Origin of the sequence: Bacillus sp. SN1, from assembly GCF_002796895.1 — a bacterium.
In the GTDB taxonomy this organism is placed as follows: domain Bacteria; phylum Bacillota; class Bacilli; order Bacillales; family Bacillaceae; genus Bacillus; species Bacillus inaquosorum.
The window spans coordinates 88,813-103,162 of the sequence record NZ_PHIE01000002.1 but is presented as its reverse complement, the minus strand read 5'-3'; the positions used below and the strand labels follow the sequence as shown (position 1 = coordinate 103,162).

Genomic DNA, 14,350 nt, shown 5'->3' with positions numbered 1-14,350 from the left:
AAATAACAGGAGACATAAGTTATGTTTTAAATATCATAAACAGTGATACAATAATAGCTAGAAACAATCCCCAAGATCATCATGTAGCAGCTTGCTTGCTGTTCCGTTCTATTCTGCTTTTGGTAATTGTCCTTTGTCGCTTGCCCATGGTGTCATTAAATGTTCAAATGCCTAAAACGGCTTGCATTCTGATTTACAAAAGTCCCTGAAAACCTTGTCTAATTGAGAATCAATCCATATCAATAATCTCATTTGTTATAAAAGAAAAACCTAAATCCTACCTATCACACCTTAAATAAGATGAAAAAAAGTAGGTTATGGCTTGACAAAAAATATATATTAATTAATAATTCATATATAATTAGAATTATTATTGAAAGCACATATGCTTTCTAATACATTTTAGGAGGAATATACATTATGTCTTTAATCGGTAAAGAAGTACTTCCATTCGAAGCAAAAGCATTCAAAAACGGTGAATTCATCGATGTAACAAACGAATCTCTGAAAGGCCAATGGAGCGTATTCTGCTTCTACCCAGCAGATTTCTCTTTCGTATGCCCAACTGAGCTTGAAGATCTTCAAAACCAATACGCTGCACTTAAAGAATTAGGTGTTGAAGTATACTCTATCTCTACAGATACTCACTTCGTACACAAAGGCTGGCATGACAGCTCTGAAAAAATCGGCAAAATCACTTACGCAATGATCGGTGACCCATCTCAAACGATCTCTCGCAACTTCGATGTTCTTGACGAAGAATCTGGTCTTGCTGACCGCGGAACATTCATCATCGATCCAGATGGTGTGATCCAAACTGTAGAAATCAATGCAGGCGGTATCGGCCGTGACGCAAGCAACCTAATCAGCAAAGTAAAAGCAGCACAATACGTTCGTCAAAACCCAGGTGAAGTTTGCCCGGCTAAATGGGAAGAAGGCGGCGAAACTCTTACACCTAGCCTTGATCTAGTAGGTAAAATCTAAGGAGTGCATTCCATTGGTACTTGATGCAAATATCAAAGCACAATTAAATCAATACATGCAGCTAATTGAGAATAACATTGTTCTCAAAGTTAGCGCAGGCGAAGATGACATTTCAAAGGACATGCTGGCTCTCGTTGATGAGCTGGCTTCCATGTCATCTAAAATTTCAGTTGAAAAAGCTGAATTAAACAGAACGCCAAGCTTCAGTGTCAATCGTGTCGGAGAAGACACTGGCGTTACATTCGCCGGTATCCCTCTGGGCCACGAATTCACATCATTAGTGTTGGCGCTGCTCCAAGTGAGCGGCAGACCGCCTAAGGTAGACCAAAAAGTCATTGATCAGGTGAAGAAGATCAGCGGTGAATACCACTTTGAATCTTATATCAGCCTGACATGCCACAACTGCCCTGACGTTGTACAAGCTTTAAACATGATGAGCGTGCTGAACCCGAACATTACGCACACAATGATCGACGGTGCGGCATACAAATCAGAAGTTGAAAGCAAAAACATCATGGCAGTGCCAACCGTTTACCTGAATGGCGAATCCTTCGGAAGCGGCCGTATGACGCTTGAAGAAATTCTTGCGAAAATGGGCAGCGGCGCAGATGCATCTGAGTTTGCTGACAAAGAGCCGTTTGACGTTCTTGTTGTCGGAGGCGGGCCTGCTGGTGCAAGTGCAGCGATCTACACTGCGCGTAAAGGCATCCGCACTGGTGTTGTCGCTGAACGCTTCGGCGGACAGGTTCTCGACACAATGAGCATCGAAAACTTCATCAGCGTCAAAGCGACTGAAGGTCCGAAACTTGCTGCAAGTCTTGAAGAGCACGTGAAGGAATATGATATTGATATCATGAACCTTCAGCGCGCAAAACGCCTCGAGAAGAAAGAGCTGTTCGAACTTGAACTTGAAAACGGCGCTGTCCTGAAAAGCAAAACAGTGATCCTTTCAACAGGTGCCCGCTGGCGCAATGTCAACGTACCTGGTGAACAAGAGTTCAAAAACAAAGGTGTCGCATACTGCCCGCACTGTGATGGGCCATTGTTTGAAGGCAAAGACGTAGCGGTGATCGGCGGCGGAAACTCTGGAATCGAAGCAGCGATTGATCTCGCAGGCATCGTTAAACACGTTACTGTGCTTGAGTTCGCTCCGGATCTGAAAGCAGACGAAGTGCTGCAAAAACGGCTTTACAGCCTGCCTAACGTCACTGTCGTGAAAAACGCACAAACGAAAGAAATCACAGGCGATCAGAGCGTAAACGGCATCACATACGTAGACCGCGAAACAGGTGAAGAAAAACACGTTGAACTCCAAGGTGTATTCGTCCAAATCGGTCTCGTGCCAAACACAGAATGGTTAGACGGAACGGTTGAACGCAACCGCATCGGCGAAATCATCGTCGACAAACACGGCGCGACAAGCGTCCCAGGTTTATTCGCTGCGGGTGACTGTACAGACAGTGCATACAACCAAATCATTATTTCGATGGGATCAGGCGCAACTGCCGCTCTTGGCGCGTTTGATTACCTTATCCGTAACTAATACAAGAAATCCGCAATATTGCCAGATTGGCAGCATTGCGGATTTCTTTTTAATAGAAAAAAACCCGTACCAGGCACTTCAGTAAAAGTGCTCGATTCGGGCCAGCTGCTTATAATTCCTCGCCATTCGTTTGAATGACGTTTTTATACCACTCAAATGAATCTTTCTTATTCCGCTTCACGGATCCGTTTCCTTCATTGTCACGATCAACATAGATCATGCCGTAGCGTTTTTTCATTTCGCCTGTTGTGAAGGAGACGATATCAATAATCCCCCACGGCGTGTAGCCGATTAAATCAACACCGTCGTAAGTGACCGCTTTTTTCAATGCTTCAATATGTGATTTTAAATATTGAATTCGTTCCGGGTCATGGATCTTGCCGTCTTCCTCCAGCGTATCCACCGCGCCAAAGCCGTTCTCCACGATGAATAACGGGATTTGGTATCGGTCATAAAACCGGTTTAACGTATATCTCAGCCCGGTCGGATCAATCGCCCATCCCCAGTCGCTGGATGTAATGTACGGATTTTCGATACTATTCGGCAATCCGCCATTTACAATATCGCCAGTGTTATCATTTTTCACATCGCTTTTCACAGTTGTTGACATGTAATAGCTGAAGCCTAAGTAATCGACGGTTCCATTTCTTAAAATCTCATCATCGCCGTCTTCAAATGTGATGTTGTAGCCTTCTCGTTCAAATTCCTTCAACGCGTAGCTTGGATAGTAACCGCGAACCTGTACATCAGGGAAGAAATAGCGCTGTCTCATTTCTTCCTCAGCCAGCATCACATCTTCAGGATTGGAGGAGAAAGGGTAAATCGGCACGTGTGACACCATGGCCCCAATTTGAAAGTCTGGATTGATGTCTTTTCCTTTTGCTACTGCTAATGCGCTCGCCACTAATTCATGGTGCGCCGTTTGATACATCACTTCCTTGGCATTTTCTTTTTCGCCGACCGTAACACCTGAATTCGTCCATAGGAACAGCGGATTGTTCACATCCATTTGGTTGTTGATCTCGTTAAATGTCATCCAGTACTTCACTTTATCTTTGTAACGGTTGAAGCAAGCTTCTGCGAAATTGACGAAGAAATCCACGACTTTCCGGTTTCTGAAGCCGCCATATTCTCTTGCCAAATGCAGCGGCATTTCAAAGTGAGACAGGGTAATCACCGGCTCGATCCCATGCTTCAGCAATTCATCAAACACGTCATCATAGAACTGCAAGCCCGCTTCGTTCGGTTCAGCCTCATCGCCTTTCGGGAAAATCCGGCTCCAGCCGATGGACGTCCGCAAGCATTTTAATCCCATTTCCGCAAATAAAGCGATATCTTCCTTGTATCTGTGATAAAAATCAATGGCTTCATGGTTCGGATAAAATTCGTTCTCTTCAATGGTATTCGTGATTTTTCTCGGAACGCCGTGTTCGCCCGCTGTCATCACATCGACAACACTAGGCCCTTTACCGCCTTGATTCCATCCGCCTTCAAATTGGTGGGCAGCTAATGCGCCGCCCCATAAAAAATCCTTCGGCATGTTTCCCATGTGTTATTCCTCCTTAGCTTACGACTGTAAATAATTATATACGTGTTCGTTTTAAAATGCTTTGATGCCGTAATCGCGATAAAAATAGGCAAAAACGTAAACGCGCCCAAGATATGAAACTGAAAACCTGATAAACTCCTGTTTTCTCAAAGCCATTAAACAATAAGTTAATCATAATGAGTGCACCTTGCAAAATACCAGCAGCGGCCAGAATGTAGATAAACGGCGCAAACTCTTTGCTACGAAGAATCCTACTACAACAAATCCATCGTGACGTATTTAAACAACGAAATCGTCTCTCACTCGATCTTCCACTACATCCGGGAAGGGCTGGGATTTAAGATTGGTTTTTCTGATTTGTTTCTACACGTGGGCCAGCTTAATGAGGAGGAAGCGAAGTATTTGGAGCTAGAGGCTAGACTGCCGAAGCTGTATATAGAAAGTATTTTTCACCTGACGAATGGACAGCCATTTGATTACTCGAAGATTTCCTATAATTATGAGCAGTCGCAGTTTGTTGTACAGGCTAATAGTTTTTTGTTGTGAAATAACGCTCAACCTGCAGAAAGTGAAAGAGACCAAGAACAATTTATTCTTGGTCTTTTTTCTGAATGACTTACCCGACATTCTTGCAACCTTAGCTTTCTCTTCTGTTTTCTGCTTTATCTATATCCTCGCTCATCTCAGCACCTCTTTCCTCGTTTTAATTGTCTCTAAAACCAGTTATGCGGTACTATCATATAAAGGTCCAATGTTTAAAAATAATGTCATACTTTTAAATTCACCTTATCATGCAAATGCTCATAAATAGAGGTTTATTCTAAAAAGGGGATGGACGATTTTGGAAAGCAAGTACTTAGATCTACTCGCACAAAAATATGATTGTGAAGAAAAAGTGGTAACGGAAATCATTAATTTAAAAGCGATACTGAACCTGCCAAAGGGCACTGAGCATTTTGTCAGTGATTTGCACGGGGAATATCAGGCATTCCAGCACGTGCTGCGTAATGGTTCAGGACGAGTAAAAGAGAAAATACGCGACATTTTCAGTGGTGTCATTTACGATAGAGAAATTGATGAATTAGCGGCATTGGTCTATTATCCGGAAGACAAACTGAAGTTAATCAAACATGACTTCGATGCGAAAGAAGCATTAAACGAGTGGTATAAAGAAACGATTAACCGAATGATTAAGCTCGTTTCTTATTGCTCCTCCAAGTATACCCGCTCCAAACTGCGCAAAGCACTGCCTGCCCAGTTTGCTTATATTACGGAGGAGCTGCTATACAAAACAGAAGAAGGTGCCAACAAGGAGCAATATTACTCCGAAATCATTGATCAGATCATTGAACTTGGCCAAGCCGATAAACTGATCACCGGTCTTGCTTACAGCGTTCAGCGTTTGGTGGTCGATCATCTGCATGTGGTCGGCGATATTTACGACCGCGGACCGCAGCCAGATAGGATTATGGAAGAACTGATCAATTATCATTCTGTCGATATTCAGTGGGGAAATCACGATGTCCTTTGGATAGGTGCCTATGCCGGTTCCAAAGTATGTCTGGCCAATATTATCCGTATCTGTGCCCGCTATGACAACCTGGATATTATTGAAGACGTATACGGCATCAACCTGAGACCGCTGCTGAATCTGGCCGAAAAATATTACGATGATAATCCAGCGTTCCGTCCGAAAGCAGACGAAAACAGACCAGAGGCCGAGATTAAGCAAATCACAAAAATCCATCAAGCGATTGCCATGATCCAATTCAAGCTTGAGAGCCCGATTATCAAGAGACGGCCGAACTTTAACATGGAGGAACGGCTGTTACTAGAGAAGATTGATTATGATAAAAATGAAATCACGCTGCACGGAAAAACATATCAGCTGGAAAACACCTGCTTTGCGACAGTGAATCCGGAACAGCCAGATCAGCTATTAGAAGAAGAAGCAGAAGTCATAGACAAGCTGCTATTCTCTGTCCAGCATTCCGAAAAGCTGGGCCGCCATATGAATTTTATGATGAAAAAAGGCAGCCTTTATTTAAAATATAACGGCAACCTGTTGATTCACGGCTGTATTCCTGTCGACGAAAACGGCAATATGGAAACGATGATGATTGAGGATAAACCGTATGCGGGCCGTGAGCTGCTCGATGTATTTGAACGGTTCTTGCGGGAAGCGTTTGCCCACCCGGAAGAAACCGATGACCTGGCGACAGATATGGCCTGGTATTTATGGACAGGCGAATACTCCTCTCTCTTCGGAAAACGCGCCATGACGACATTTGAGCGGTATTTCATTAAAGAGAAGGAAACGCATAAAGAGAAGAAAAACCCGTATTATTATTTACGCGAAGACGAGGCAACCTGCCGAAACATCCTGGCAGAATTCGGCCTCAATCCAGATCATGGCCATATCATCAACGGCCATACACCCGTAAAAGAAATCGAAGGAGAAGACCCAATCAAAGCAAACGGAAAAATGATCGTCATCGACGGCGGCTTCTCCAAAGCCTACCAATCCACAACAGGCATCGCCGGCTACACGCTGCTATACAACTCCTACGGCATGCAGCTCGTCGCCCATAAACACTTCAACTCCAAGGCAGAAGTCCTAAGCACCGGAACCGACGTCTTAACAGTGAAGCGATTAGTGGACAAAGAGCTTGAGCGGAAGAAAGTGAAGGAAACGAATGTGGGTGAGGAATTGTTGCAGGAAGTGGCGATTTTGGAGAGTTTACGGGAGTATCGGTATATGAAGTGAGGGGGAAATGGGGTTCAGAGATGATGATATACTCCCCTAAGGGTAAAGAGGTAAAAAACAAAAAAATCTGTTTGTCCTTGGAGGGGTTTTTATCATGGCTTGAAAATGGTACTTAAAAGAAAAAAACTAAACATACTTTCAGAAGGTTATCAGGGAAATGCTTCGTTGAAAGAGGTTGCAAAAAAAATGGCATTCACACCGAACAATTCGTGAATGGAAAACATTGCACGAAATATCCGAGTTGAGAGCCGTTGGTCCGTTCTAAACACCATAAGTTCTACTCTGCGAAACTGAAAACGCGCTGCCGTGAAGGACTTCTTATCCGGGCGCTACTCTCAAAGAGAACTCACTAAATAATAGCGAATTTCTAGTGAATCCCTTCCGAACAGATGAGCTGAGCTTTGATCTTAAAGTGTCTAAAGATAGCGGGAGAGGGAGGAATCATTTGATGACCAAACGGAAGAACCTTGCTTCTCATAAAGAAAAATGAGACCTCTCTCCTTTATTAGTTACTTACTATAATAAGGTGGTCGCTGTCAAAAGTGTCACCTCTTAAAATTCTCCCTTACTAATCAATTCAAAAAGAAAAGGTTCCCTCAATAATTAGAGCCCTTTTTCATTAACTATTTTCTTGAAAAGCCATTACAAGTGGTTCATACTCAGGAAAAAGTGCTTTTGCCTCTCCTAGATAATACTCTGACGAATCTTTTATATTCAACTTTTTATAAAGATATCCTAACAGGAAATTTTTATAGTATATATTTTTAGGAGAAAATTCAGAATCCAAAACTTTACCTAATAGGTTTTCTAAAATAGCAGTATCATCAGTGGTAATAAATAACCAAGGAATGAAATTCTGTTCGCCATATACAGTTATCCTTTGCCTTACAGCATCAATTGTAGTTAATAAGTCGGCATGTAAACACTTTATAAACTCTCTATTAGAAGCAACTCTTCGAGGGATTGCATACTTTGCAATTATATCTTCTGATGTCATACCCAGTAACCTGACATAATACCTTTTCAAATTTAAAGAGATTAACTGTGCAAACTCAGAAATATTATAGTTTTTTTGGATAAAGGTAACTAAAGACTCATACAAAGTATCATTATAAATTTTTCTAAGAATATTACTTATCTCTGTTACGAACTGTCCATTAGAGGTCTTTACCTGTAAATTAACTATATCGTTAAAGCCTAAATAAGAAAGTACATTGCTTTCTGTACAAATTTTTTCTCCTAAATCTGCTGTTGAACAAGAAAAAGCAAAAACGAAGGAATTTTTAAATCTATGAAAATCTTCTGCAGTGATTCTTATAGGCTCGCCTCTTTCTAACTCGCCTTCAATAAAATCTGCAGTTCCATGAGCAGTTATTAATATTAAATCTGTTGCATGTAAACGGCTTTCCAGACAATTGAATAGTTCTGGACTTTTATCGTAAATCTCATATATTTCACAATATTTTGTAGCAAGTGTTTTTTGGAACTGTTTAAGGAATTTCGTGCCTCGTGAATTAGGGAAATATTGAATTATCTTCATCATTGTCCACCAGCTAATAAATTGTGAATAATTACAGATTCCGCCAGATTGCTTTTATAATGTTTACCCGTAATATTATCTTGTCTAATAAGAGTAATAATATCTTCTACTTTAAATTCTTTTCCATCAACTACAATTCTTTCATCATCAATAATTTCTTTGTACTGAAGAAAATATCTCTCTAAAGCAACCTGTATAAAATCGATATTATTAATAGCTTCAATCATAGATTCAACTCTTAATTGGTGTGATCGTTGACCATATTCTTTTTCACTTTGACTTTCCATATCTTTTGACAAAAATTTAAATATCCCCTGATTAAATAATAAGACCAGATCCTTTCTATTAGGAAAAACAGTAGATAATTCATGCATAGTATAGAAAATTATCTTACAGTGTCTATTAATACCGTTCCTAATCTCCTTGACTAAATCAATTCCACTCTTTTCATTGCCTGCAGAAGAAAGATCATAGTCTATTAATAAAACGTCAAATGTATGATCAGTAGAATTCAGTAGTTCAATAGCCTTATCATATTTTCTCTCATTCAAAAAATTTATCTCATAGTCTAAAAATAAATCCCTTTTAATCCTTTTAAAAATTCCATCATATTGCCTTATGTCTAATTCTAAATTTAAAGAATCGTCAACTATAAGTATATTTCGAATTAAATTCATTGATTCCTGCCTTCTTTCTATACCTTAAAACTAATCTGAAAAGTTGCCCCAAACTCTTTTTCTTTTGGTATAACAACGTTGATTTCTCCGTTATGTGTTTGAACAAGTTCATCAACTATTGCTAGTCCCATTCCGAACCCATCATCATGGGTTGTATAAAACGGGGTAAATATATGAGGAACTTCATCTTTTGGTATTCCAATCCCGTTATCCTTAAAAAGAAAATTTATAGATCTATTATTTACCTGAAAATTAACCTCTATTTTTTTCTGTCTATCACTCACTTTTCGAAGGGATTTTCTTGAATTGGATAATAAATTTTCAAATATTACTTTAAAATCATTAATATCTATATTTAAGAACGTTTTTTCTGGTCCGTTAATAGTATACGCGATTTGATCGCTTATCAAAGAACTTTCATAATCCTGAAAAACTTTTTTTAAGTAAGTCGATATGTCTATTTTGGATTTTTCTCTTTTTTTAAGTAAGTGATCTCTAGCATCCAACAGAAAGCTGCTAATTTCTTTTGATGTTTTTATAAGAAAATCAAAGGATTGCATCAACGAATTAATCACATCACTGGGTAAATCTTTCTCTTCAACTTCAAATTTTTGATTATAAATCGCTGTTTGAAGGTTTGTCATTCTTATTAGAACCTGGTGTATAATGCCATGAAGTAACGTTTCCTTACTAGCCATTCGCTTGTAAACATCAACAATATCTTGTTGGTTCCTAATAATCTTATCCTGTTCTTGATTAGTTTTTTGGATTAGTTTCGTTAATTCAATAACTTTTTCAGCATTAGATGGTGAATATTTTTTAATTTCTTTCGCAATAACCTTTAGAGATTTAGCTGCTGAAGTAATCTCTTCCCTGTGAATCCTATGTTGGTTATTACTATCTTTATTTTTTTTAAGAAAAAAATACTCTTCTAATTTAGGCATCACATCTCGTTGAATGAATTGCCTTAACTGCTGGAGAGCTTCATTTTCAACTAGACCCTGCCTATTCGTAGCATCAATAAAACCATGGTTATATTCTCTAAAAATTTGAATATAACCTATTACATCCCGTACACCCAAAAAACGAAAATGACCTTGTGCTTTTCTAATGTCCAAGCTTAACCAGTCATTATCAGGTTCTCCGTATGGATAAATTTGAAAGAAATCACGATAAATACGAATACTTCCAAAATTTCTAACTGACTCATTAAATCGATTATTAAATGAAGCTTTATCTCCTCTATCAAAAGAATACAGGGTCAACTTCAATGGACCAAATGTATATGGATTTTCATACTCTCTCTCATCAATTAGAGCACCGTTTCTGTATAATAAGTACCTTATTAAACTAGTATCTTCTTTGGAAATTTCGAATTCTATCCATAACGAACTTATTTCCTTAAGTGAATATGGCTCGAGTAGTTTTTTTTTGTATCCATTTTTTTCAGAATGAAGAATTATCTTAAAAGGGAAGTTATCAAGGTTTGAAAACGGGGATAGAAGTCCCCTCAGTTTCTTCTCGAGCCTTTCAACTTCAGAAGGCCCCCATGCATCTCGTAGACCAGATATGACTAGTTTAACCCCTTTTTTATGTCTTTTCTCTAAAAAATTGTAATAAACAGGTATCTCACCAATTTTTTTTCCGTCTTGATCTTCGAAAGATTCCCATTCAAAATTCACTTTGACAGTTTTATCATGCTCACCAATTGAAGAAATTAATGTAAGTTTACTTCCCAGACGGTCTACAGAAAATCTTCCAATTCCTTTTTCCCCATTTAAAGGCCTTCCTTTTAGAGAAACATTTTTTCCCTTCTTATTGTCAGTACCAATAACCATCCACTTATTCGCAATATCCTTTAAAGACATTCCATTACCATTATCAGCAATGATAAGCGTGTCTTTATCTTCATCTATCTCAACTAGCACTTCTTCTGCATCGGCATCAAATGAGTTTTTAACAAGTTCAAATATTGCAGAAATTTTATTGGTTACTAGTCTTCTCCCAATTAAATCCTTTAAATTTGTAGATGATTCAAAGTGTAAAGTTCCCATAATTTATAACTCCTCTGGGGTTAGAAATTTTATTTATATTATACTATTAAACTTAACAAAAAAAGAAGAAAAGGAAAAAATATCGATTACACTTATATTATGTTTTTAAAAAATTTAGATAAACTTGTAAATATCCATTAAAAAATTAACATTTTAAGATTTCTTTATCGACAAAAAGCCCATAAATGTTTTATAACTATTTCAGTGATACCGTATTTGTAAAGGAGCGTTATTATAATGGAATTTACACCAAATACTGATGAAGAAAAAATCTTAGGTGAAGTAAACAAAGTTGTGCATTTCGAGTTTGCTCTTGTGCGTTTAACCCGTACAATGCTCAAAAAATCTATTATTGATGCGTCTGCTCATATTCGAAGTGTATTATCCAATTATAATTTAGTTGATTATGCTTCATTAACACCTGGCATCGACAAGATTATGGCCACAGCAAAAATCTTAATGACTAATATTCAAGATGAAAAGGTAAGTTTTTACCGCCCTAAAACGAAAAAAGGAGATCCTCGTTTTTGTATTTACAATCTCAGAAAATACATAAAAGAGGGTGAAATGTTTTACTTGACTGTGTTTAATCGTGAGCTCGTTGTAATTCCATTAGTCCAGTCTCTCATTGATTTAGATGTAATTAAAAAGTTTTTTAATATTACTGAGGAAAACCCAGTTAAAGATGAGCTAATTCGATTATTAAGCGCATTGAAGAAAAAAGGACCAGTTAAAAGTGTATCTCCTTTCAAGAGAAACCCAAAAGACATAGGCGATACCTTGGAACGGGAATTAGGAATACTCCCTAATTCAAGTAAGATAGCAGACTTTAAATCCCAAGTGGAAATCAAAGCAAAACGGGCAGATTCCAAAACAAAGGACACACTATTTAGTATGGTTCCAGATTGGAAAAAAAGCATTATTAAATCTGCTAGTGAGATGATTTTAACTTTTGGATATGCTTCTAAAAAATATCCTAATTTTAAAGATTTATATGTTACTGTACACAGTAAGCCAAATAATCAGGGATTAAGGTTGGAGGTTGATGAAGAAAACGGTTATCTCAACCAAGTAACAACTGATAGTTCGGGTAAAGATCTACTTACTTGTATCTGGCCTTTAGATACCGTAAAATCAAGACTTTATAGCAAACACCCTGAGACAGTTTGGGTAGTGGGAACAGAAGTGGTGATTAATGGAGAAATCCATTTCATATTCAATAAAGTGGAGTATACCCGAAGTCCTATTTTCAGTTCATTCTTACTGTTAATATCGCAGAATCGAGTGACTTATGACTGGAGAGGAAGAGTAAAATTGGATGGAACAGGTTATAAGGATAAGGGGCATTGCTTTAGATTAAACCCCAAATATAGGAATTTATTATTTGGTGAAATTCAAACGATTGATCTTTAAATAAAAGAAGGATTATTAATTTTCTAAATTACTTACATTACTATGTTTTTGCCACTTGAATAATAAAGTTTATACTTTCACCTATCTATACGAATAAAATTACCATTTCTATACTAAAAGACCATAAAAAATAAGAGCTGATGATTAAGTAATCAGCTCTTGTCCTGCACCTTTCAATGCCCTTTTAATTTCTAAAGCTATTGCTTTTGCTAACAATGGAGGGACAGCATTTCCCACTTGGGTATACTGGGGAACTTCTTCCCTTCTTAGATGCCCACCAGTGGTTCTTTTCCCCTTAAATTCAAAGCTATCATCAAACGACTGTAATCTAGCCATTTCCCGGACTGTAAGAATCCTATTTTCGAATGGGGTTATAAAATCATCAGGTAATGTTAACATTGTTGGTGATACGCTATTTCTATTCAATCGAATCCGACTGTTCTTTCTTGTTAATAAATTCCTAAATAACATATCACTAACATCACCATTTATAAACTGTCGACTTAAAGAATCTGGAGTATGTTGTTTGTTTATTGATTCAACCCATTTTCCATAAAATTGTTTATATATATCTTCAGTAAGATCTAGCTGCTTCATAATTTGAAGCATTGTCTTATTAACTTCTCTATTATTAGGTTCAACGGTGTTCTTTATATATTGTTGAGACAGGATCCTTAAAGTACTCTTAACAAGTTTGGTACGATCCTCTTCCAGTAATAAGTTCCAACCTGTATAATACCGGGGTAATAACTGCATTAAGCTTTGGATATTTGCCTCTTTATTTGCAGAAAATACACATTCCCAAAACAAGCTAGGGTAATTAGTTAAATCTAATCCCTGCTCCCTAACTTTGTTTTCGACAGTCCTTGTGGATTCCCCATCTCTATATAATGAGAACCTTTCCTGCACACTTCTTGAATGAGATGCCAAATCGTGATTTTTAATATCCGTGGCAGCAATAGGACGTCGGTGACTAAAATGTGGAGTACGGCCATTCCTACTAGCATTTATATAATTAGTATTCGTTATCTCGACAACTTCTCTTAAATCAGAATTTAACACTAAATCTCCTATCGCTTCTATAACCTTCACTTTTTGTTCTTCATTGGGTGTTGTTGGTTCTGGATAATCTGGCGAAGTAACATCTTCTCTATAAGCTATAAATATGGCCCTATGCCTTCTTTGCGGCACTCCATAGTCCGATGCGTCTAATATCCGTGGTTGAAGAACTTTATAACCTATTAAATTTAACTCTTGCTGAAGGATGTCGGCAACAAGTGTATTGTCAGAATAGGTAGTATTTCTTAAACCTAAAAAATTATCTAATCTAGTATCCATAAAGCCTGCTACATTTTCCATAACAACATACTTGGGAGTGATTTCGTCAATTATTCTGAGATACTCACGAAATAACATATTTCTAGGGTCATTTCTGTCCCTTCTTCCTGCTCTGCTAAAACCTTGACAGGGTGGCCCACCAAAAATAGCGTCTATTTCATTGATAGGGTGGTCTTGAAAAACCTCTAAATTATTAATACAGTTAAAAATGTGAAAACCATGAAGTTCACGTATATCAGCTAATTCAAAGTGAGTATTACGCCCTTGTACTAAACCTAATTGCTCGTGTCTCGCCATGTAAGTTTCCATTACATGTGCACTTCTATCACTTGAAAATACAATATGAAAGCCAGCCTGAAGAATTCCTTCACTGAATCCGCCAGCCCCACAAAATAGGTCAATTGCATACATATGTTCTCACCTCGTTATATAACTGTAACATAAATTTATGCAAAAGTCCAGGCCATAAGTTAAAAACAAAATTT

9 protein-coding genes and 2 pseudogenes are annotated in these 14,350 nt (G+C 38.0%); 5 read left to right on the top strand and 6 right to left on the bottom strand.

The features are described from left to right. Positions 1-420 precede the first annotated feature (420 nt). Both ahpC and ahpF read left to right on the top strand, forming a co-directional pair. On the top strand, positions 421-984 hold the full coding sequence (gene ahpC, locus CVV77_RS09255; RefSeq protein WP_064815472.1) for an alkyl hydroperoxide reductase subunit C: 564 nt from the start codon (positions 421-423) through the stop codon (positions 982-984). 13 nt (positions 985-997) lie between these two features. After that, positions 998-2,527, top strand: a complete 1,530-nt coding sequence (gene ahpF, locus CVV77_RS09250; protein ID WP_100275218.1) for an alkyl hydroperoxide reductase subunit F — start codon at positions 998-1,000, stop codon at positions 2,525-2,527. A 109-nt stretch (positions 2,528-2,636) separates the two neighbouring features. Here ahpF and bglA read toward each other — a convergent pair whose 3' ends face one another. Both bglA and CVV77_RS22360 read right to left on the bottom strand, forming a co-directional pair. Continuing rightward, on the bottom strand, positions 2,637-4,076 hold the full coding sequence (gene bglA, locus CVV77_RS09245) for a 6-phospho-beta-glucosidase BglA (RefSeq protein WP_100275217.1): 1,440 nt from the start codon (positions 4,074-4,076) through the stop codon (positions 2,637-2,639). Next, positions 4,073-4,317, bottom strand: a pseudogene (locus tag CVV77_RS22360) (PTS beta-glucoside transporter subunit EIIBCA); the annotation flags it as partial. The pseudogene CVV77_RS22360 and the gene bglA, both read right to left, overlap by 4 nt. On the opposite strand from CVV77_RS22360, the pseudogene CVV77_RS09235 reads away from it, so the two are divergent. Together CVV77_RS09235 and fbp are read left to right on the top strand one after the other, a co-directional pair. Then, a pseudogene (locus CVV77_RS09235) lies at positions 4,305-4,622 on the top strand (UTRA domain-containing protein); the annotation flags it as partial. The pseudogenes CVV77_RS22360 and CVV77_RS09235 sit on opposite strands and share 13 nt — an antisense overlap. A 295-nt stretch (positions 4,623-4,917) precedes the next feature. Beyond that, entirely contained in the window at positions 4,918-6,843 is a 1,926-nt protein-coding gene (gene fbp / locus CVV77_RS09230) for a fructose-1,6-bisphosphatase (protein WP_100275216.1), read from the top strand. A 619-nt stretch (positions 6,844-7,462) separates the two neighbouring features. Here fbp and CVV77_RS09225 read toward each other — a convergent pair. From CVV77_RS09225 to CVV77_RS09215, 3 genes are read right to left on the bottom strand one after another with little or no spacing between them, the layout of a single operon-like run. Then, the gene (locus CVV77_RS09225; RefSeq protein WP_100275215.1) at positions 7,463-8,383 is read right to left on the bottom strand and encodes a hypothetical protein; all 921 of its coding nucleotides are present in this window, start codon (positions 8,381-8,383) and stop codon (positions 7,463-7,465) included. After that, on the bottom strand, positions 8,383-9,060 hold the full coding sequence (locus CVV77_RS09220) for a DNA-binding transcriptional response regulator (RefSeq protein ID WP_100275214.1): 678 nt from the start codon (positions 9,058-9,060) through the stop codon (positions 8,383-8,385). The genes CVV77_RS09225 and CVV77_RS09220 overlap by 1 nt, the downstream gene beginning before the upstream one ends. 17 nt (positions 9,061-9,077) lie before the next feature. Continuing rightward, positions 9,078-11,114, bottom strand: coding sequence for a sensor histidine kinase (locus CVV77_RS09215; protein WP_100275213.1), 2,037 nt, complete (start codon positions 11,112-11,114; stop codon positions 9,078-9,080). A 237-nt stretch (positions 11,115-11,351) separates the two neighbouring features. On the opposite strand from CVV77_RS09215, the gene CVV77_RS09210 reads away from it, so the two are divergent. Then, entirely contained in the window at positions 11,352-12,527 is a 1,176-nt protein-coding gene (locus CVV77_RS09210) for an MvaI/BcnI family restriction endonuclease (protein ID WP_100275212.1), read from the top strand. A gap of 144 nt (positions 12,528-12,671) precedes the next feature. Here the strand turns inward: CVV77_RS09210 and CVV77_RS09205 are convergent, their stop codons facing one another. Next, positions 12,672-14,276: a DNA cytosine methyltransferase gene (locus CVV77_RS09205; RefSeq protein WP_100275211.1), complete on the bottom strand. Its 1,605-nt coding sequence runs from the start codon at positions 14,274-14,276 to the stop codon at positions 12,672-12,674. Between the last annotated feature and the right edge of the window lie 74 nt (positions 14,277-14,350).